This window comes from Algoriphagus sp. AGSA1 (assembly GCF_021390545.1).
In the GTDB taxonomy this organism is placed as follows: Bacteria; Bacteroidota; Bacteroidia; order Cytophagales; family Cyclobacteriaceae; genus Algoriphagus.
The window spans coordinates 1-22,708 of record NZ_JAJUWR010000033.1 but is presented as its reverse complement, the minus strand read 5'-3'; the positions used below and the strand labels follow the sequence as shown (position 1 = coordinate 22,708).

Annotated in this window: 12 protein-coding genes; 8 read left to right on the top strand and 4 right to left on the bottom strand. The window is 42.1% G+C overall.

Annotated features, from left to right (window positions below; translation table 11 throughout):
• Positions 1 to 191: 191 nt before the first annotated feature.
• Positions 192 to 2,234, top strand: a complete 2,043-nt coding sequence (uvrB, locus tag LZF95_RS21510) for an excinuclease ABC subunit UvrB (protein ID WP_233757292.1) — start codon at positions 192 to 194, stop codon at positions 2,232 to 2,234.
• A gap of 166 nt (positions 2,235 to 2,400) precedes the next feature.
• A complete protein-coding gene (locus LZF95_RS21505; protein WP_233757290.1) occupies positions 2,401 to 3,036 on the top strand; it encodes a helix-turn-helix domain-containing protein in 636 nt (211 codons plus the stop codon).
• Between the two features lie 46 nt (positions 3,037 to 3,082).
• Here LZF95_RS21505 and LZF95_RS21500 read toward each other — a convergent pair whose 3' ends face one another.
• Complete coding sequence (locus tag LZF95_RS21500; RefSeq protein ID WP_233757288.1) at positions 3,083 to 4,396, bottom strand: hypothetical protein; 1,314 nt, start codon at positions 4,394 to 4,396, stop codon at positions 3,083 to 3,085.
• A gap of 232 nt (positions 4,397 to 4,628) precedes the next feature.
• On the opposite strand from LZF95_RS21500, the gene LZF95_RS21495 reads away from it, so the two are divergent.
• Complete coding sequence (locus tag LZF95_RS21495) at positions 4,629 to 5,159, top strand: transposase (RefSeq protein WP_233757286.1); 531 nt, start codon at positions 4,629 to 4,631, stop codon at positions 5,157 to 5,159.
• Positions 5,160 to 5,283: 124 nt separating this feature from the next.
• Here LZF95_RS21495 and LZF95_RS21490 read toward each other — a convergent pair whose 3' ends face one another.
• Positions 5,284 to 6,195, bottom strand: coding sequence for a 1-aminocyclopropane-1-carboxylate deaminase/D-cysteine desulfhydrase (locus LZF95_RS21490; RefSeq protein WP_233757285.1), 912 nt, complete (start codon positions 6,193 to 6,195; stop codon positions 5,284 to 5,286).
• A 136-nt stretch (positions 6,196 to 6,331) separates the two neighbouring features.
• Between LZF95_RS21490 and LZF95_RS21485 the strand changes: the two genes are divergently transcribed.
• The 3 genes from LZF95_RS21485 (at position 6,332) to LZF95_RS21475 (ending at position 8,523) form a co-directional block, all read left to right on the top strand.
• Positions 6,332 to 7,561 (top strand): hypothetical protein, encoded by a 1,230-nt coding sequence (locus tag LZF95_RS21485; RefSeq protein WP_233757284.1) that lies wholly within the window; start codon positions 6,332 to 6,334, stop codon positions 7,559 to 7,561.
• 94 nt (positions 7,562 to 7,655) lie between these two features.
• Positions 7,656 to 8,024, top strand: a complete 369-nt coding sequence (locus LZF95_RS21480; RefSeq protein ID WP_233757283.1) for a hypothetical protein — start codon at positions 7,656 to 7,658, stop codon at positions 8,022 to 8,024.
• A gap of 121 nt (positions 8,025 to 8,145) precedes the next feature.
• The gene (locus tag LZF95_RS21475; RefSeq protein WP_233757282.1) at positions 8,146 to 8,523 is read left to right on the top strand and encodes a hypothetical protein; all 378 of its coding nucleotides are present in this window, start codon (positions 8,146 to 8,148) and stop codon (positions 8,521 to 8,523) included.
• A gap of 1 nt (position 8,524) precedes the next feature.
• Here LZF95_RS21475 and LZF95_RS21470 read toward each other — a convergent pair whose 3' ends face one another.
• Entirely contained in the window at positions 8,525 to 8,908 is a 384-nt protein-coding gene (locus tag LZF95_RS21470; RefSeq protein ID WP_233757281.1) for a hypothetical protein, read from the bottom strand.
• A 58-nt stretch (positions 8,909 to 8,966) separates the two neighbouring features.
• Between LZF95_RS21470 and LZF95_RS21465 the strand changes: the two genes are divergently transcribed.
• A complete protein-coding gene (locus tag LZF95_RS21465; RefSeq protein WP_233757280.1) occupies positions 8,967 to 10,001 on the top strand; it encodes an RluA family pseudouridine synthase in 1,035 nt (344 codons plus the stop codon).
• A 1,216-nt stretch (positions 10,002 to 11,217) separates the two neighbouring features.
• The gene (locus tag LZF95_RS21460) at positions 11,218 to 15,588 is read left to right on the top strand and encodes a hypothetical protein (protein WP_233757279.1); all 4,371 of its coding nucleotides are present in this window, start codon (positions 11,218 to 11,220) and stop codon (positions 15,586 to 15,588) included.
• A gap of 254 nt (positions 15,589 to 15,842) precedes the next feature.
• Here LZF95_RS21460 and LZF95_RS21455 read toward each other — a convergent pair whose 3' ends face one another.
• Positions 15,843 to 22,394, bottom strand: a complete 6,552-nt coding sequence (locus tag LZF95_RS21455) for a glycine-rich domain-containing protein (protein ID WP_233757277.1) — start codon at positions 22,392 to 22,394, stop codon at positions 15,843 to 15,845.
• Between the last annotated feature and the right edge of the window lie 314 nt (positions 22,395 to 22,708).

Here is a 22,708-nt window from a genome sequence, read left to right as displayed (position 1 = left end):
TTGCTCAGAGTGACTTGGCCCAGATTGACCCCATTGAGTTTCAGAGATCTTTACGAGTTCATTTATTTGCTTTGTTTCAAATATTGTCATGTTGAGCGAAGTCTTTTCCTCGATCCGTTATCTTCTACAAATTCTTTACTGGTTAAACTTTTGTATAAGGTTTTGATGTTGGGTATTTTCGGACGAAGCTTATGGAATTTAAACTTATATCAGATTATCAGCCTACGGGAGACCAGCCTAAGGCGATAGCTGAACTTGTGAAGGGGGTATTAAATGGTGACCAGGCCCAGGTTCTCCTTGGAGTCACTGGTTCTGGAAAAACATTTACCGTCGCCAACCTAATTCAGCAAACCCAGAGACCCACGCTGGTTTTAAGTCACAACAAGACCCTAGCTGCGCAATTGTACGGGGAATTCAAGCAGTTTTTTCCTCAAAATGCTGTGGAGTATTTCATTTCCTACTACGATTATTATCAGCCAGAGGCTTTTATCCCTACCTCAGGGACTTATATAGAAAAGGATCTTTCGATCAATGAAGAGATAGAAAAGCTGAGACTGAGCGCTACTTCGGCATTACTTACGGGGAGGAGGGATGTCATTGTGGTAGCTTCTGTGTCATGTATCTATGGTATAGGTAATCCGGATGAATTTGGGAAAAATGTAATCAGGCTCCAGGAGGGCGATAGGATACCAAGGAATCAGTTGCTCTTTAAGCTGGTGGATATTCTTTATAGCCGTACGCAGCTTGACCTTACGCGAGGTACATTCCGGGTGAAGGGAGATACAGTGGACATATTTGTGGCCTATGCGGATTGGGGATATAGAATATTCTTCTGGGGTGATGAGATTGAGGCTATTCAGCGTTTTGATCCGGCTACGGGGAAAAAGCTGAATGAGGAGAAGATCATCTCTATTTTTCCTGCCAACCTATTTGTCACCGGTAAGGATACCTTGCAAACTGCCATACATGAGATCCAACACGATATGGTGGACCAGGTAAATTTCTTCGAAAGAGAAGGGAAGTTTATAGAGGCGAAAAGACTTCAGGAGCGGACAGAATTTGATCTGGAAATGATGCGGGAACTGGGCTACTGCTCTGGTGTGGAGAATTATTCCCGATATTTTGATAGAAGAGCTCCAGGTGCCAGACCCTTCTGCTTGCTGGATTACTTCCCGGATGATTTTTTGCTTGTGGTGGATGAGAGTCATGTGACCTTGCCTCAGGTAAGAGCTATGTGGGGTGGGGATAGATCCAGAAAGGTAAATCTGGTGGATTTTGGTTTTAGACTCCCTTCAGCGTTGGATAATAGGCCCTTGAAATTTGAGGAATTTCAGGATCTGACCAACCAGGTGGTTTATGTCTCTGCCACTCCAGCTGATTATGAGCTATCGTTGACCGAAGGCGTAGTGGTGGAACAAATCATCCGGCCTACCGGACTTTTGGATCCTACCATAGAGGTGCGACCCAGCCAAAATCAGATTGATGATTTGCTGGAAGAAATAGACCAGACCATCAAGACCGGTGCCCGGACTTTGGTCACCACTCTGACCAAGCGAATGGCTGAGGAACTTCAGAAGTTCCTCGAAAGAGCAGGGGTCAAGTCCCGATATATTCACTCCGAAGTGAAAACCCTTGACCGGGTTGAGATTTTGAGAGAACTACGCTTGGGGATTTTCGATGTGCTCGTAGGTGTGAACTTGCTAAGGGAGGGATTGGATTTGCCGGAGGTTTCCTTAGTGGCCATATTGGATGCCGATAAAGAAGGTTTTTTGAGAAATGAGCGCAGTTTGGTGCAAACTATAGGGCGTGCGGCAAGGAATTCCGAAGGCCGTGTGATCATGTATGCGGATAAGATTACCGAATCCATGCAATCTGCCATTGATGAAACTAAGCGAAGAAGAGCTTTACAGATTGAATACAATAGGGCTAATGACATTACGCCGACAACAATCTTAAAATCGCATGATAAAATCATGGGGCAAACCAAGGTGGCGGATTCCAAGAAAAACGCAAAATTCTATGCTGAGCCTATGCCTGGAGAAGAAAGCATGGCGGCGGATCCTGTGGTGCAGTACCTGAGCAAGGATAAATTGGAGAAATTGATTGCACAGACCCAGAAGTTGATGGAGAAGGCTGCCAAAGAACTCAATTTCATGGAGGCAGCGCGTCTTCGGGATGAGTGGCAATCTCAAAAATCAAGATTGGAGCAATTGAATAGAGGGGTAAGTAAATAGAGGGTTTAAACCGCCGAGGACACAAAGGATACGTAAAGAGCTCTACTGTTGGGTTAACGGGCATGCATTTAATTCCGTCCTTGGATGATTACTACAGAGTCGAAGTGAGCCTTGCATTAAATTTGCCATGAAATTAACTCATCATCTCTACTGAAAATTTACAAAAATGACGCTGCAGGAAGTGAAGTCTCTCGCTGCAAGAGGAGAGGGGTTGAGAATAGAATTTAAGAAAAAGGCGACTTTTCCGGAAAAGATTGTCCGTGAATTAATCGCCTTTGCCAATACTTCTGGAGGGGATTTGCTGATAGGAGTGGATGATGATGGGACAGTCTCTGGGCAGCGTTATATAGAAGAGGAGATTTTTGTAATGGAAAAAGCGATCAAGGAGCTTATTCAACCTGCATTGGATTATAAATTGTTCACCTTGAAGATTAATGAGAAGAAAGGAGTGGCAGTTTTTAAGGTTCCTATGAGTCCCAACCGTCCACATTACCTGAAAGAAAAAGACAGGAAACAGGCTTTTGTCCGCGTGGAGGACAGGTCTGTACAGGCGAGTAGGGAAGTTTGGGAGGTTTTGCGTAGAGGGAGAATCCCAAGGGATATGGTTTTTACCTATGGAAGAAAGGAGGAAATCCTGATGAAGGCTCTCGGTGAATCTGATAAAATCACCTTGAAGGAATTTGCCAAGCTTGCAAGTCTCCCTAAGTTTTTAGCGTCTAAAACCTTGGTGTGCTTGGTTTTGGCAAATGTGCTTGAGATTCATCCTCAGGAGTCTGCAGACTTTTTTACGTTGAAAAGTTAACTTCGCTATTCGAGATTTGTAATCTCGAATCGATTCCATAGGATTTTCAATCCGTGTTAATATCAGGAATAACACCCAATTCATCGACGATTTCCGCTATAACCTTATTATACTTACTTTCTAATGCATCCACCTTTGTCCTTGATACCGCATCAACAGCTTTGGTTACCGATATCCAACGCAGTGGATCATCTTCACTGTCTAGTATTAGCTCGTAATAAGGAAATGTTTTCTCTAGATTATTTTCGCCGATAAGATAACACAAGATTACCACAGCATAGAAAACATACACCTCTTGTGGATGAAAGGATTTTCTATGTGGCAATAGCTCCTGCAATTCAGATTTGCCTTCGATTAAGTCCCATGCTTGCTCGTATTGTCCGTTTTGGGTCAACTGAAATGCGTAAAAAAGTCTGCCCAGCAGATAATCAGGAAAATCCCTTACGCATTGCTCAAATTGCTTTGCGCCCTCGACCACATCACCTACAACAAAGTAGCTGTTTGCCATGTAATTCCGAAAGATGGGCTGATTGGGGTATAGGTTGATGTTATCTGAAATTTGTTTTCTAAACGCTTTTATTCCCGCCTTACCCCCTGATTCCTGGAGCTCATGGAGCCTATAATATAGAAATTCCAATGCGTCTGCTTCCTCCTCGTCCATTTCATTTTCAGGCTCTTCCCTTATTATTAATTGCCGATGGGCGTCTTTAATTCTCTGATAGTGATCATCAGGTGTGAACGGAAAGGTCTTTTCATAGGCAAGGTCAATGGTGGTATATACAAGTTTTTGCGCTGTTCTTGCCATTTCTTCTTCTAAAAAATCCTCGTCCTCAAGTTCCTCATCTTCATCCCAAGAATACTCTTCATCCTCCTCGTCATCTAGAATAAATGCAGGTACCCCGCCTATTCCAAACTCCAAGTCCATCAGCGGAATATCATCGGTGTCTTCTTCTAAGACGTAGCGGGCTATTTCCCAGTCTTTATGTGACTTGACGTCATGATCCAAGGCAAATTCCACAGCTCCATATATTAGATTATGCGCTAAAACGTAATCACATTCAACCATGCTTTCGCCTGTGCGGTCAATTAGTTCTTCAAACTCAAATAGAGGCAGGTTGGTATTATACATTGCGTCTTTCACGCCTAGCCCTAGTAGGTCAGTGAGATAGCCTGCAAATGTGACGTTACCGTTTATATGTCTCCTAGCTATGAAAATCTGAGCTAGTTTTGAGGTTTCCCATTCTTCATTGATATAACAGGCATAGATGGGCAGGTGCCTGGCTTTTGTTTGGATGTATTTTTTGGGACTTACCTGAGGAACTTTAGTGACAGTTCCTTTTCTTTTTTTATTCTTTGCCATATCGGAAGAGGGGAAGACTCCAAATGTCAGGATTTTTTGGAAAAGTATAAATTGTAGTGAGGTTAAATTTAGTGATCTCCAAGTGTTGTTCAGCTATTCGGGACTTGCAAACTGCTATTCGAGATTTGTAATCTCGAACCCACTTTCGTAGGATTTTCAATCCGTCTTCGAAGAGAATTTTTTTATAACTCAAAGGCAATTTCTTTAAATTAGAATTAAAACTCTCTTTAGTATGTCATTTGAATTCAGGATCAAAGATCAAGGTGCTGTACATTTTGTGACCTTCACTGTACACCATTGGGTAGATGTATTTACTCGGGATATATACCGAGAGGAATTGATCAAAAACCTTAAATACTGTCAAGCCAATAAAGGTCTGGAGATTTACACATGGGTGCTGATGTCTAACCATTGCCATTTAATGCTTAGGGCAAGAAATGAAGATCTCAGCGATATTATCCGAGACTTCAAGAAATTCATTTCCAAGAAGATTTTGAAGTTGATTATTGACAACCCTCATGAAAGCAGAAAACCTTGGATGGTAAATTTGTTGACTATTGATGATAGAATCTGGTTTTGGGAAGAAGGATATCATGGAGAGGAGGTTTATTCCAAGCAATTCTTTGACACCAAAGTCAATTATATACATATGAACCCTGTTCGCGCAGGTTGGGTGGCGAGAGAAGAAGATTATGTATGGAGTAGTGCCTCGGGATATTTTGGGATAAAAAAAGGAATGCTTGAATTGGCTGAGTTTGGGTGATTATGTATTGAAGGTTGGTTTATATGGATTGCAAATCCAACGGTTTATCCTCGGGATTGCAAATCCCGAGGAGCGTGATCCTGCTATTCGGGATTTGCAATCCCGAATCCTTTTCGTAGGATTTTCAAGGGAGCATTATTCCTGTCCTGTCCGTAAACCCTACGTTGCCCTGCAGTCCTCCGGTGTGGATCATCAGGATTTTGGAGCCTTTTGGGAAATAGCCCGTACATATAAGCTCCCAGAGTCCAAAAGCCATTTTTCCTGTATAAATAGGGTCAAGTGCAATCCCGAAACTCTCGTAAAACCACCAGATGAAATCGATCAATTCTTGCTTGTGTTTGGCATAGCCGCCAAAGTGGTAATTAGTAAAAATCTCATACGATCCTTGACTGGCTAGCTGATATTCATCAATCAGATCAGAGATTTCATTCAGTATAAATTCTCCCTTTAGAGAAGAGAAGCCGAGGAGTATTTGCTTTTCAGAAAGTGAAGCATACAGTCCTGCGAAAGTCCCTCCAGTGCCGATAGAGGAGCAGATAAATGAGAATTGCTGATCTTCAGAGCCAAGGATTTCGGAGGTTCCCTGGATCGCCAATCCGTTGGTGCCGCCTTCCGGGATCAAATAAAAATCCCCGAACTTCTCTTTCAGACCCGCTATAAACCCAGGCTCTGTTTTTTTTCTGTAGGTCGTTCTATCGATAAAGTGAAGTTGCATTCCCAGTCTTTCTGCATGTGAAAGTGTGGTGTTGAGGGGTTCTGTTTTTTCTCCCCGTATGATGCCAATGGCTTCTAGATTTTCAGTTTTTGCGGCTTCTGCCGTGGCGTAGATATGATTCGAAAAAGCCCCTCCAAAAGTCAGAATCTTGCTTTTCCCTTCATTTTTAGCATGTTCCAGATTGTATTTGAGTTTGAAAAATTTATTTCCCGAGACCTCCGGATGGACGAGATCCAAGCGTTTGACTTCTAGCCCCAGTCCAAGATTTGTTAGGGTAGGATGAGACAAAGATTCCGTGGGTGTTGTGTATGGCAAAATCATGCACAAAGCTAAGGATAGTGAATATTTTATGATTTAGTGATTTAAATAAAACATGGGGTGAGTATGATAAAAGAAAAAAGGAGATTTGAATTCATATGAGATTTTTATTAGATTAAAGTCACATAAACCTTCTTTTATGATGACTTCAAGATATTTTCGAGTATATTCTTTTCTCACATTTCTTTTTCTAGCAGGCTGCCAGGAGTTCAATAATGAGCCCCATTCCGATCTAAAGACGGAAATGGAAATTAGAAGTAATTTTGATCAAAATTTTGATTTCGAAGAAATCTCAACTTTGAAATTGTTATGGGAACAGTATTACGAAGATTCTTCAGAATCGTCAACAAGGTATTTTGAAGTCCCTTTTTCGGTTTCATTTGACTCTGCAAACCTTGAGCATGCTTATAAATATATTGGGAAAATTAGTGATAGGGGCATTAAAGAGTCTTTCGTCGTGGCTGTACACACGTTCGAAGAAAGCTTAAAATACAATGACCTTCGCAGTCCAGTCTTTCATAAGCAATCTAAATTTGATGGTATTCTGTATTACTATTATTTAGATGGTGAGTTCTCGCATTGGGAGATTTACAAAAAGGGCGAAATGCAAAATCAAGGAAATAAAGCCTTAAATTATGATGGGAAGATTCATAAGCAGCAAGATTTTTCCAACTTTAATATGCCCGATCCTTCATGTAATGAAGTAAGTACAACTACCTGCACAAGAGGGTGTTGGTATTGGGATTACGGTGGGTCAAGGGAGTATTTTGATTGCTCCTCTTGGTCATGCAGTACTACGGTGATTGATCCTTGTACTGGTGGAGGAGGTGGTGGGCCTTCCAGTTACAGTTATTCAACCGTTGACAAAAACGGCTTTAAATATCCCCCAAATTCAGGTTATGAAGATCTGTATCCTAAACTGACCGAATACCTGAAAAATAAAATGCCTCTCTTAAAAACCAATTATGCGATAACTACTGCAATCATGAATATTACCGGTCTCACTTTAACTGAAATTCAAGAGGATCTAGAATGGGGAGAGGGGCCTACAATTATTGTTCAGCAGTTAGGAACAGATCAAAATGGAAACGAAATATATGGACAATTTGATGCTACTCACCCAAATAATTTGTTCATAGATATTGATCTAGTCAACGATATGGAAAATTCGGTTCCTGGGACAATGGATGCAAATGGGCTGGCATTTCTGGTTGGAGTTTCTATTCTTCATGAATATGTGCATTTTGGGGATAATGTGGATGGTGAGGCTTATCAAGAAGGTGTGGAAGAAGGAGTCCTTTTTGAGGAGACTGTCTATGGCCAAACCGTATGGAGACATAACGCAAAATCAATTCTAACCGGAAATTAATACGTCATGAAATGCCCATGAGAACGACTTCTCACACAGGGGAATGATTATTCAGGGCATTACCATCTGACAGGTTAAAGACAATTAAAAACAGATGAAATCGATTATACTAACAGCTATTCTACTGGCTCAATTAAGCTTTCATCCATGTGTTGTGGATAGTATGATGGAACAATTGCTTATGATGAAATTCATAAGGCCTCATAGAGAATCTGATACAGAATATTACCTTTTTAAAAATGAGTATTCGGAGAATTGTAGCCATGTGAAATTTGGTAAGAAGACACTTGTGCCAAGCTCGAAGGAAGAGGGAAATGTCTTCAAAATTTTGAAATTGGATTCTCTTGGAACTAGAGCGCACATAGAGGTTTTACTTGAAAACGAAAATATGGTTCTGAAAGGAAATTATAATAAAATTGAAGGGAAATGGAAACTGGAAAATTCTACGTACATCGTTTACTGATAATACTCAAGTATTTAAGATTTTTCATGTAATCTTTGCGTCAAATGAATACCCAAAACGAACTCAGGATTTTATCGAAGGCAAAACACAGTGCATATTCTAACTAAAAATCAATATGGACTTGAAAACACTCCCTATCGTTGTTTTAGTTTTGATAAATTTAAATTTTAGAGAAAAATGCCAAGTTAAAAGTATGATGGATCAAATTTTGGATGAGGAATTATTTTCCCTTCACAGAGATTCAGCTAATAATTATTTTATTTATCAAAACGAATACACTATAGGTTGTAATTCTATTGCATTTGGAAATGAAGTTCTGAAGCTTACTGATGATACAGTGGGAAGAGTCTTTATAATTCGGGATATTCAATATGATTCATTGAAATACAAAGCTGAAATGAAAATTTTTTTGCAAAGTGATAATCTGCTTATAACCGGGAACTTTACCAATGTAGAAAACAAATGGAAACTGGAAAATTTAAGCTATATCGAATATTGAGTTAAGCCGTATTCTGCGGTGGCTTTTTCTCTATAGCTATTACTATCAATATAATGAAACTGCATCCCCAGTCGTTCTGCATGTGAAAGTGTGGTGTTGAGGGGGTCTGTTTTTCTCCCCGTATGGTGCCAAAGGCTTCTAGATTTTCAGCTTTTGCGGCTTGGGAATTTGCATAGAGATGATTAGAAAAAGCCCCTCCAAACGTCTGAATCTTAGTTTTTTCTTCTAATTTAGCTTTTTCCAGATTGCATTTGAGTTTTAAAAATTTATTTCCGGAAACCTCCGGATGGACTAAATCCAAGCGCTTGATTACCAATTCTATTCCCTTTTCCTCCAAAAAAGAATGTGTAAGAAACTGTGTAGGAACTGGATTTGGATGTAGCATTTGAGGTGCTTTTTTGAAGATATGCCAAAGTTAAGCTTGATAATCTTATTTTTGCAGCATGAGCATGCACCCAGACGAAGATTTTGATGAAGAGGAATTAGAGCTATACGAACATTTTAAGTTTGTAATAGACAAAGGGCAGACCCCCATCAGGATTGATAAGTTTTTAACAGGAAAAATAGCTTTTGCCACGCGTAATAAGATCCAACAAGCCATAGATGCGGGCTCTATCCAGGTAAACGGGGAGTCAGTCAAGGGCAGCTATAAGATAAAGCCTCTGGACGATATACGGGTGCTGATGGGCAAACCCCCGCGGGATACAGAAGTGCTGCCGGAGGATATCCCGCTTGACTTTGTCTATGAGGACACCTATTTATTGGTAGTGAACAAACCTGCGGGGATGGTGGTGCATCCTGCCCACGGCAATTGGTCTGGGACACTGGTGAATGGACTGGTGCACCACTTTCAGCATTTACCCGAGATGAAGGGAAATGAAGGTAGGCCAGGCTTGGTTCACAGGATAGACAAGGATACATCGGGGCTTCTTGTGATAGCCAAATCGGAGGATGTAATGACACATCTGGCAAAGCAGTTTTTTCATCATACCATTGAGCGAACCTATTTGGCTTTGGTGTGGGGCGAGCCGGAAGAGGATACAGGTACGATCGTAGGCCATGTGGGGCGCAGTGCCAAAGACCGTAAGGTAATGGACGTCTATGCAGACGGAAGTCAGGGGAAGCATGCGGTAACACACTGGAAAGTACTGAAGAGGCTACGCTATGTATCACTGATCCAGTGTAATCTGGAGACTGGACGTACGCATCAGATCCGGGCACACATGAAATATCTGGGACATCCGCTGTTCAATGATGCCATGTACGGAGGGGATAAAATCCGCAAGGGAACCCAGTTCTCCAAGTATAAGACCTTTGTGCACAATGCATTTGAACTTTTGCCGCGCCAAGCACTACATGCCAAGTCACTTGGCTTCATGCATCCCGTTTCCAATGAGAAATTATATTTTGAGGCTCCATTGCCGGAAGATTTTCAGTCGGTTTTGGATAAGTGGGAGAACTATGTGAATTTTGAATAATGATTCTCATTGATGAATCACTAATAAATTTTACAAAACAGTGCTGATTCGGCAATAAAATAACCGTTTTTGGCTTGTTTTGGCAATATTGAACTCTTTCATTGAAAAACCGTCAATATGAAGTCTATTATTCATGTGGATTTTAATGATAGTGTATTTTTCAATCGTTTTCATTAAAAATACTGTAAAAATTTAGAAAATTTTTTGAATTATTTTTAATAAACAAACCGACCTGCTATATTTGAATCATACAAAGAGAGAAAAACAAACGGTTTACTCTCAAAGCACCCAGAATGCATTGAAATTACACTATACTGTAGGATGTTGAAATTGGCAGACAAGCCCTCCTGTCTCGGGGGTGGAGGTCATAGGACAAAGCATTTAGCGAGCTCGTAAATTTGCCTAACTACTCCGTGGAGGTTCGAATCCTTCTCCTACAGCAGGTTATTTTGGGTTTATTGTTAATTGACTAAAACCATGGAATTTTGTTTCATGGTTTTTTTTATGCTTTTTTTTCTGAACGTCTATAAGGTATTTCCCGCAGACCTGACTGCCGTTAGACAGGTGGTCGCTGAAAAGAACGAGGATATTTGCAGTATTCGGTAAAGATTCTACTGTCTGCTCCGTTTTTATGAATTCCTCACTCCCTAAAGTTTCTCAGATTTTCCTGATGTTTTGGTTTTTGGCCATATATCCCAATAACATTTGGTAAAAGTGTCTCAAATCTCCATTATTAAATCATTAATATGAGCCTATATTTGGATTGGTTTTTTATAAATAATTTACCATAGCTATCTAAATATTGGTTTAACTGTAAAAAAATAAATTAAATCTTATCAAAATTTTAATAAACGAATGGTATTTCTAATTTTGACCCAGCAAAATTTAAAACTGTCGTAATAAAATCAGTCTCGATCAGTTTCTAATGCTTGCTTTTCAGACCTATTGAACTTTGGTTTTATACAGAAGCCGTTCTGCATGCACAAGGCCTGCAATCAGTAAAGATACTTCATTGTAGGATGTTGAAATTGGCAGACAAGCCCTCCTGTCTCGGGGGTGGGGAATAAAGAATAAAGCGTAATTCAACCGGACTATTGCCTAACAGCCCCGTGGAGGTTCGAATCCTTCTCCTACAGCAATGAGCAGCACATATGTGCTGCTTTTTTTAGTTGGAATTGACTCTAATTGCCTATTTTAGACAAAAATCATTGCATATATGGCAGAAGAGCGAAAACAGAAGCACTCCAGGCATCCCTTTAGAAAGAAGGTGCTCAGAGGAGTCATGTTTACTTTTCTCTCCCTTCTGTTTATAGAATTTGTAGTTTATTTTGGGGCTAATTTGTGCCTCTCGAATTGGGCAAGGGAAAAAATCAATGCAGTAGCCAAGGATGTTTACGTAGTTGATTTTAATAGAGTAAGGGTGTCTCTGTTTCGGCGTGCGGTATTTTTGGATGGTGTCATTATGAAACCCATTAGTGAACGGAGACCGGAACAGCGTCAGGCATTGTTTGATTTGACCTTGGATCAGTTGGCATTGAAAGATCTATGGTTTGATTTCTCTGACAGAGTATTGTATGTGGGCAACATCAAGTTTGACAATCCTAATATCAGTATGGATCTGCCTCCGCGTGTAGATAGGATAGAGGTGGACGAGGAATCAGAAGGGGAGAAGAAGGGCGGGTCTCCGGTCAAGGCATTGGAAGATGAGCTTAAGAAAATCATCGCTAAAAGTAATTTCCCGGGGGTTTATATCAGTGAGTTGGAAATTGACCATGCTAATTTGTTCTTTTTGAATTTTTTGAGCCATAATTCACTTAAGGCGGAAAATTCCAGATTGCTGGTAAGGGATATCGATTGGAGAAGGGCGGAAGAGTGGGAAACACCTTTCAATGCTAAGGGATTTGAGTTTGATCTGGATAACGTGGTTTTTCCCCTTCCGGATGGGGTGCATGCAATCCAGTCTGAAAAAGCGCACATAAGTTCCCTAGATAATCTGATCGATATCAGTGGTTTTAGCCTAAAATCAGACAAGGCAATAGAAAGTAAAGCATATTATGATGTTTATCTTGGAAAACTTCGTGTAGGAAACGTAAACCTTAACGAGGCCTTTATGACCTCGAATGTTAAGATTGATGAGATAGTGATGAAGGATCCGGAGTTTAAAGTCCAGAAAAGTGTATCGAGCACAGCGGACAGTACGGCGACCGGGGATCTGAATGAATTGATAGAAGGAATATTAAAGTCTTTTGAAGTACAGGAGTTGTCGGTGAACAATGGGCAGTTTATTACACATGAACTGGAGGATACGCTCAAGAACCGGATTGATATCAAAAAGCTTGATTTTAAAATGATCAATTTTTACCTGGGAGAGGATCAGTCCAAAAAAGAAGATCAGTTTTTCTATGGAGAAGAGGCTGCTATGGATATAGAAAATGCGGAGTTGTACTTCTCTGATAATGTGCATGTGATTTACGGGGATAAAGTGAGCGTCTCCTCCTTTAAGGATGAGATTGTTGTTGAAAACGTCAGGGTCGAGCCAAGGGAGGAATCTTTCGAAGACAGGGCTGCAAGTCATATTTTACGGATAGCCTTACCCAAACTGGTCTTATCTGGAGCAAACTTGAAACGTCTCTACAATGAGGGGGTGTTCAGTATCGGGGAAATGTTGGTGGAATCGCCCAAAGTGGAAATTATCGAACTTACCGATAAGGAGAAACCTGTAAATAAAGACATGGTCCGTCAGTTGCTGGAGGGCTATTTGAATGAGGTTGCCATAGGGAAAATGGATCTGAGTGAGGGTGAGGTGCAGTTTAGGAATGATAAAGGGCTTCGAAGTGACGATGTGGGATTTGAAAGATTCAGCTTACTGCTGGAGAATGTCCTGCTACAGCCCAATGTGGAATCTGATGTCCGAAATAGATTTTTGGCAGAAGAAATGGTGTTGAGCCTGTATAAGTATAGGCTCAAGCTACGGGACAATCTTCATGAGTTTATGGCTGATAAGGTATTGATAGATTCAAAAAACTCGCTGGTGGTGGTGAATAATTTCACCCTGAGGCCTGAAGTGCCTGATTCTCTGCAAAACATCCTCACGGCTTATGGGAAATCCGTAATTCTGGATATTTCTATTCCGGAGTTCCGTGTGGAAGGGATAGATCTTATGGCTGCTTACATGGAGGAGAAACTGGTGATCAACCGGATCCTTGTCCCGTCACCAGTGGCGAGTGTCACCCGCTTCCGGAAGAGGAATATAGCGGATCTGCCCGCATCTCAAGTGGAATCCGCAGATGAAATAGGTAGTTTATTGACTTCTTATTTTGATTTAATACAGATTGACTCCATAGCCTTTAGTAATGGACAGGTGCAGTACAGTAATTTTGCCGGAAAGAGGGATATTACCCTAAGTGAGGACAGTTTGTCCTTGAATTTGAAGGGTTTTTATCTTGACAAAGGACAGAAGGATAATCCTGAAAAGACCTTTTTCTCTGATGAAATTGATTTGATTTTAAGGAAATATGATTTTAGTGTAGCAGGGGGGGATTATGAGGTGGATACTGATGGCCTGCGTTTCAATTCACGCTCGAGGATTATAGCGATAGATAATCTGACGATTAGCCCGAGCAGTTCTTTTAAAAGTAAAATTGCTTTGTCCCTGAATCTGCCGAGTGTGTCACTGGAAGGTGTGGATATAGAATCCTTCGTATTTGACAATCAGCTTAAGCTTGATAAGCTTGCAGTGGATGGCAGTACCATCAATTTGGAAATCAACAAAAGCTATAAGAATGATTCCAGCCAGCTGGGCTCTATATCGGTGACCAGCAATACCTTGCCAAAATCCATAGAATTGGTTTCAATCGGAGCAATAGAAGCCAGCAACTCCAGCCTAAGCCTTAATTACAGGGTAGGGGATGATGATTTTGAGTCCATACAGACGGATTTTGATCTGGGCATACTGGGCTTAAATCTGGATTCTGCCGCTAACGCAAGTAAGGATATCGCTGGGCTGTTTGATGAAATAAACCTGACCTTAAAAGATTTTTCCTACACCTTGCCGGATAGCATTCATACCGTAAGATTCTCTGATCTGTATGTGGATAATTCTGCTGATGAGACCGTTTTCTCCAATTTTGAAATAGTCCCCAATACGTTAACGGGTAATCCAGGCACAGTTATCTTATCGGCAAAGCTTGATGAGCTAGGCGTTCGGAATAATACTTTGCGGGATATACAGTCCACCGGGATCTTTGACCTGACACAGCTGAGACTTTTAAATCCTAAAATCGACATCTATCTGGACACAGCCCAGAGCGTATCTAAGGCTAAGTCACAAAAAGACACGGTGAAGTCGGTGAAAAGCGGGTTGGTAGAGTCCATTTTGCTACAAGATATCCTGGTCAGCAATGGGGACATAGCCCTTCACAGCAAGGGGGCCGGCCCGATTCCGCACATGGCTTTCAACAAGGTCAACTTTGGCTTGGAGTCCCTAGGTTTTGACCTGTTGAATACAAACAATAGCCTTAGTCCCCGGATTCTTTTGGAAAAGGATCTTAGTTTATCTCTTGCCAACTACGAGATATTTACCAGGGATAGTCTCCATAGGGTGAAGATCGGTAAAATCAAGTATGTGGATAATGCTCTTGTTCTGGATGAGGTCCATTTTCGCCCTACTATGGGGCGTTATGAATTTTTGAGGAGGAAAGGATACCAGGATGACGCTATTGAGGCCCGCGCGGATAGGATTCGTATAGAAGATATAGACTTTGATGCCTATTTTCTCAATAAGAACATAAAAGCCCATGTCCTGAGGATGGAAGGGCTGCGGATGGATGTGTTTAGGGATAAGAGAATTCCGCTGAAAGAAGGAGTGATCAAACCTATGCCGCAGGAGTTGATGGAAAGTGCGCTTTTTGATCTGGAGTTGGACTCTGTGATCGTGCAGCACGGACTGATCCGGTACCAGGAATTTGCACCTAAAGCAATGTTGCCGGGTTCTATTCACTTTGATGAGGTGAATGCTTCTATAGCTCCTTTTATGATGCGGAAAAAAAGTGATCAAGAGTTTCCTTTAGAAACCAGTAGATTAGATGTTCGTGCCAAGTTGATGGGAGAAGGAGATGTAAAACTCACGGCAGATATGAAATTCGGCTCTCCTTATCCGATGGACGTGGATGTGGAGCTAGGTGAGTTTGACCTTAGACTATTGAATAACATGTTGTCCAGAGGCGTGTTTATCAAAGTGGTAGATGGCAGGGTTACGGATGGAAAGTGGGGTTTCAGGATGGATGAGGATGTCGCTAGGGGCACAATGAATTTTAAGTACAAGGGTCTTAAGATTGCATTTTTGGATTCCCTCACTTTGGAGAGGGGAGGCGGGAAACTTGGCCTGATGACCTTTTTGGCAAATGCCTTTACTAAAAGCAGTAATCCCAGGAAATTTTTTAATCGAAGGGTGACTTCCCGGGTGTATTTTGAGCGTGATAAGTCCAAGTTTGTATTTGGAGGCTGGTGGAGGGCTACTTTCAGTGGTTTGAGGGGAAGCTTGGGGCTTGGCCAGCCTAAGGTACCGAGGAAGGAAGAGGAGGAGTAGGTGATCTGAAGTTGATACTGAACAGTACGCAGGCTTTGAATTTAAAGTCGGCCTTTCAGGCCTTTGGTTTTACCTGGGATTAGCGAATCCCCGCCTTGGCGGACTGGGTTGGTATAAGACTGCCCTGCAGGCCTTCAGGGTTAAACCCTGAATTATGCTAGCTCGGGGTGCAGCCCCGAGAAGTTATAAGACAGGATACCCATGAGGTCTGAAAGACCGGGTTATTCCATAATGAAAATGTCAATTAAGGAGACTTATCTTCTTAGGATCTTGAGATGCTCGCTTTGATTGCCCCAAATCAGTTGGACAATATGCACACCCGGAGCAGCTTGAAGCAGGTACTGGTTGACAACCTCACTGACGTCCTCAACGGAATTGACGGTATAAGAATACGCTACACCGCTCACATTCGATAGCTGTACAATTACTTTTCCGTCTTTGTATCCACTTTTATCCAGAAGTTCTACTTTGACATAAGTGCCAGGGCTGCTTGGGTTAGGGTATGCAATCCATTTGGAATAGCCTTTCAGTCCAGGAACCTGAATAGCTCTGGTGATGCTATAAGTATAAGATTCATCGTAATTCACCTGTTTTAGACGATAGAACACATTGCCACCGACGGCAGGAAGATCCGTGTCGGTGAAACTATAATAAGCAGGAGAATCCGTATATCCATTTCCTTTTACTTCCCCTATGTTAGTCCATTTGCTAAGGTCATTGCCTACCACCCTTTCGATTTCGAAGCGGTCATTTTCCCATTCCTTCGCAGTGGCCCAGGTAAGTTCACCACTATGGGTTTCTTTGGTGTAGGTTGCATTGAAATAGAGGTATTCAACTTCTAGGATGCGGTAGTTGAAGTAAGTGATATAAACCACCCCTTGTCCTCCATTACCACCTCCTAAAGTTCCAGCACCGCCACCTGAGCCGGTGTAAATTGTACCATCAAGTCCAATTCCATTTTCGATTCCAGTTCCACCTAATATTAAGCCGTTTACTTCACCTCCAAGTCCACCTTCCCTAGGCGTGCTGTTTGAATTAAATCCTACTCCACCTCCTCCAGCTCCATAGCCATAGATAGAAGTATTAAGTATAAACGACTCACCTTTCCCTCCAGCCCCAGCTTTGGCGTTTCCAACGCCTGCACCACTTCCAATTTCCCCAACACTGCCTGCACCACCTCCACCTCCGCCAGCTCGAGCAGTATTTACACCATTTCCTCTACCTCCATTTCCTCCATTATTTCCTTGTCCAGTACTAGAACCTCCCATCCCTTGAATATCCCTTGCTTGATCGCTAAACGCACCTCCACCTCCAGATGCTCCATCACGGCCATTGAGGTTGTTAAATGATCCCCCGCCACCTCCACCTTGGGCAATAAGATTTACATTAATGTCACTGCTAGGATCAGGGATTGTAGAAGTGACGGTGGAATTTTCGCCGTCTTTACCTGTTACATTAACAGTTTCAGCACCTTGGCCGCCCTCTCTGCCCACTTGAATATCTAAAGAATTTCCAGCAGGAATTCCAAATGGGGCAGTGCTAACTACTGTGGTAGATGCAAAACCACCACCACCGCCGCCGCCGCCGGTGTTTCCCATTCCACCACCACCTCCTTGCCCTATAGCATAAACAGAAAAATCCACAATCCCTTCGGGAATCTGCCATTCGTAGTCACAGGTAAATCTAATAATAGTAGTCCCGGATATACCTCCATCATCGATTACTTCAATACAATCACTGTCATTGGGGTCAGGGCATGTATAAGAAATAAGTACTTGGCCATTTCCGGCACCTCCTGTGCCTACTAGGTGTATGAGGGAGCTGTTTTCAGGGTCTGGCAATGAAGAGTCTAGGGTGACCCAGGTATCCCTATCACTGCCGGTAGTACCGCTTTGGCCAACAAATACTCCTAGCGTTTGCCCAGGTCTGACTGGAATTGTAATGGTGCCAGTTTCCCCTGTGGCGCCTGCCGCAGAAGCTTGGATTGTAATTTCATAGATACCTGCAGGAACATAGAAGGTACCATCAGTGTTAAATGGAGCCCCGCAGACACTGAAATAGGTGGTATTGTTGGGATCTTCTACGTCTAAGTCAATAGTACAAAAATCTGTTGCTTTTTTAATATTTTTTATTGTAAGTGTATAAACATCCACATCATCTATATCTAGCGGGGCAGTAGGAAAAGTCCCCCTTCCATTATTAATAAAGAAAGATGTAGAAGTAAGTTCCTGGAGGGGATTAATACCATCATCCAGAATATAAGTTATTTCATATTCTCCATCTGGAAGTGTTGCTAGGTTACCGTTAATAGTAATACTTGCTGAGCCACCATTTACTGTAGCAGACGCCGAAGAAACTGAAGTTAATTCATAAGTAGGTGTGACGTCAATTGTTCCGGTCGCTTCAAGCCCATTAATACAATTTCCCAATAATGGGATGCTATAGTTATATAGTCCAGGTGTGGCTCCTGCCACGTTTCCAGAGAATTCAATTTCACCTGTTGAGGAATTGAAAGTCGCATATACTCCCACAGGAAGTCCATTCACTCCAGGTACACCATCTTGATTTATTCCCGTTACTCCTGTAGTAGGCTGGGAAAATGGAGTAAGATTGGGTTCGCTACTACAAACACTAGGGAAGTTGTTTGGTGCATCAGGAAGCCCAACTTCTGGAAGGGCTTCTACCTCAGTAACAGATGTAGCTGTACTAGCAGCTGCGCAACCAGTAGTCCCATGCGTGTAACTTACTTCTACAGTCTTTGGGCCACCTGTTAACCAAATAATACTAACTGATGAATCACTCGAGCCAATCCCTCCAGCAGTAATTTCATAATCAGCTCCTTCCGTACCAGTGATAGACCAAATGTAATTTGATTGACCTGCCTGAGTGGTATATGTAATTTCATCGACCTCTGCGCAAACATCTAATCCAGGAGAGGAAGTAAATGTAGGAATGGGCAATGGATCAATTGTAATGGAATTAGTGGTTGGAATAAAAGGCGAGCAACCATTCGAATCTGTATATGAAATGGTGACATCTTTTTGCCCATCTGTTAACCAAGTTACAGTTGCTGTATTGGATGTGTTTGTTCCTCCTGCTGTAAGGGTGTAATCTGTGTTTTCTACTTGACCTGGAAAGCTCCAAATGTAATCGGTCTGTCCTGACTCAGTAGTATAAGTGACAGAGCCCCCTTCACAGATAAAAGGATCTGCATCAATAGTAGAGGTTAACGTAGGGTCAGGTAATGGGTCAACGGTTATAGTATTATTAGCTGGTGCATCTGCGGTACAACCGTTAGGATCTGTGTAATAAACAGCAACATCTTTAGTGCCATCGGTTAACCATGTAATGGAAATAGTGTTAGAAGATGTCGTGCCTCCTGAATTTATGCTATAATCTGTATTGACTACCTGTCCAGGAATGTCCCATATATAATTGGTCTGATCTGGTTCGGTGGTATAGGTAACCGTTGTTCCTTCACAAACTTCTGGATCACCGTCAACATCAGATGTCAGAATAGGTATTGGAAATGGATTGACTGTAAAGGCGCCTGAAGGGTTAGATACTGCATTTTCGCCACATTCACTGGAAACTTTTATGAAATAATACAAGGTTCCTAAAGTGGTTGGAGGGGTAAAGGAATTGCTGTTTTCTCCGGTAAGCTCAATCACTTCTGCGCCTAATGTATCAGCCACAGCAGACGTGTTGCTATACCATTGGTATTCGATAGTACCTGTTCCATCCGCAGTTATGGAGATTGGGCTAAATGAATCATCAACACAGATTTCTTGTCCATTTAAATCTTCACTTGTTACCACCGATGGTTGTGTAACAGTAAATCCACCGGATACTGCCGTTGGAACTGTACCACAGTTGCTTCTTCCTGTTGCATAATAATATTTTGTGCCAACAGTATTATTTGGAGGAGTAAATGTCGGATCAGTTGCTCCGTTTATCAAAGTGCCTCCAGTGTTTTGCGGGCTATTATTACTATACCATTGATATGTAATGGTTCCCTCACCTGAAGCTAATACTTTCAATTCAGGAAATGCATCTCCTGGACAAACTATAAAATCATTTGAATCTGGATTTTGGTCAATAACTGTTTCAGGTGGGTTAACCCGATATTGACCTGATATTATAGAAGTGTCTGAGGTGCAATATCCAGAAACAACCACATAGTAGTATAAGAGACTTCCAATGTCTGTTGAAGGAGGTGTATAGGTAGCAGATATAGCACCGTTTATTAAAGTTCCACCTGTATTTTGCTGATCTGTATTTACATACCATTGATAAGTTAAATCAGCTCCTTCTGCAACTACAGTTAGAGGATCAAATCCATCCCCAAAACATTCTACATCGTCTAAATTGTCAATATCAGTTGTAATAGTTGTAATAGGTTCCACGGTTGCTTGCATAAATCTAGAAGTTGCAATCGAGCCGCAATCACTGGTTACCTCTACATAGTAGTATGTGGTTCCGATCGCATCCGCCGGAGGGGTGAGACTAGGAGAATTTGCCCCAACAGGAGTTGCGCCTGTCTTGTCGGGGGTGTCATTGCTAAACCATTGATAGGAAAGCGCACCTGTTCCGGTAGCAATAATCGAAATTTCAGAAAAAGTATTCCCCTCACATATTCGCTGATCGTCCATGTCTTCGGCAGTTATCTCAGAAGCGGGATTGACAGAAATAGTACCTTCGGCAAATAAGTCTTCACATCCTCCTATCAAAGGAATAGAGTAATTGTATGGGCTATTAACATGTTCACTGGGAGAGCCAGAAATGGTAATGGTATTCCCTGACCATGTTGCAGATAATCCTAGAGGTAAACCATTTGCTCCTGATACTCCATCATTAGCAATGCCATTTGCACCTGCCGTTGTGAATGATATTGCAGTCAAAGGTGTATTGATACAAAGAGTCTGATCCATGGCTGTATTTGCTGAAACCGTATTATCGGGGGTTACAGTTATGGTGCCTGTGGCTTCAATATTTCCGCATCCTCCAGTCAAAGGAATTGAATAATTATAAGGACTTTCTGCAGTGGAGGTAGGGGTTCCGGAAATGGTAATAACTCCATCATCCCAGCTTGCGGAAACACCTGGAGGTAGTCCATTTGCTCCATCAATCCCGTCATTTGAAATACCTGTTGCTCCTGTTGTATTAAATGTAATATCTACCAATGCTTCATTGATGCACTGAGACTGATTTTCACTGCGAATGGGAGTAGCAGTATTAGTTGGGTTAACATTTATTGTTACAGTAAAATCTGATCCTGTGCAGGTTCCAGAAGTTGGTGTTACTGTATAGGTTGCCGTTTGCAAGGAATTGGTAGTGTTAGTTAAATACCCAGCGATGGTACTACCACTTCCATCTACACCTCCAGTTAATCCTCCGGTAACTGAAGTTAATTCCCAGTCATAGGTAGTTCCGGGAGGTACAATTCCATCGGTTCCGTTGGCCGGTGAGATAGAAAATAAATCTCCTGAACAAACGTATAAGGTTTGATCGTTAATGGTTGCATTGGGGTTTATTGTCACTACCACATCGAAGCTGGATCCATCGCACCCACTGTAGGTGGGAGTAACAGTATAAGTTGCAGTTTCTGGGGTATTGGTTGGGTTAGTTAATGCGCCGGTTATATCATCGTTGTCGCTGCCAGATTCTCCACCAGTAAGCCCTCCGGTCACCGAAGGTGGGGTCCAAGAATAAGTAGTGCCAGCGGGAATAAATCCATTGACCCCATCGATAGGAGTGATAGTAAAGGTGTCCTCACTGCAGACGGTTTCAGTAATGTCTGATACATCAGGCCGCGGGATGATCGTAACAGATCCACTTTGGGTAAGAATAACGGGGATACTTGATAAGTAACTTGGCGTTACATTAATAGTGTAGATTCCATCGGAAGTTGGAATTCCTGAAATACTGAGCGTGCCTGCCGCACTATTAACATTTGAAGTTAAGCCAGTCGGAAGATTGTTAATTGACACAGTAGATCCGGCAGGGAAGGAATAGGTAATTTCCGTAATCTGACCATATTCACAAACGGATTGGTTATCCGTTCCAGTCACTGAAGTCAGGGCTATGTATGAAATATGTATCTGGCCATTTCCACCATATCCACCAATTTGCTCTGTCCCTGAAGCACTGGTTCGTTTAGAACCCCCACCTCCTCCTCCGGGAAGAAAACCATCTTCTCCCCGACCTTGCTCACCGGTTTTCCCGTCTCCTCCATCTCCTCCTCCAGTTGTTGCTGTCCCTCCGGTTTGATTAGTCGCATTATTTCCATTTGCAGCAATCGCTGCGGATGATCCTCCGCCTCCTGCATTATTTCCACTTGCATTAGCACCAGATCCTCCGCTAAACTTAACGTCTCCATATCCATCTGTTCCAGAACCACCCGTAGCACCAGTAGTTATATTTCTACCAACAGAATTTCCCCCCTTGGCCATTACTGTGGTATTACCTAAAAACCAGGAGTCCTCTCCGGGGTCAGTTGTAGGGTCAACTGCAGATGCCCTTGCTCCAAATCCCACATAAAAATTGATACTTTGCCCCGGTGTTACAGTTAAAACACTTCGGGAATAGGCACCTCCACCGCCGCCGCCCGCAACTCCATTAGAACCTGATCGTGAACCACCTTGTCCCCCAGCTGCCCAAACCTCTACCATAATTGAAGTTGCTCCAGCAGGCACTGTAAAAGTCCCTGGGCCCGCAGTTGTAATCATCTGAGTCTGCCCATAACTCTTTCCTCCGACCAAAGTCAGTGCAATAAAAAGAAAACCTAACAATACTTGATTTACCATGTAGCGTCAGTTTGTCTATTTCTGAATTTCAAATTGCTAAAAATGTATTTCAAGTTTAATGTTTTTTTCGTGGGTTAAGTGCTATAAATATTTAGAAATAAAAGAGTTCCCAGCTTGGGGTCTTTCAATTTAGGTTGGAAAATAAGGTTTTTATTGAAGAAAATTCCTTAAACAGCAGGTTTAAGCAAAAAAGAGGCTGTCTCAAAAGTAGCTAGTTTAAAAGGCTAGTCGATTTCTCGGCTAGCCTTTCCTGTTTTAACTCAAAACATGTATTTTGAGGTGTGCAAAAACAAGACTTAAATGTAGCCTTTAAG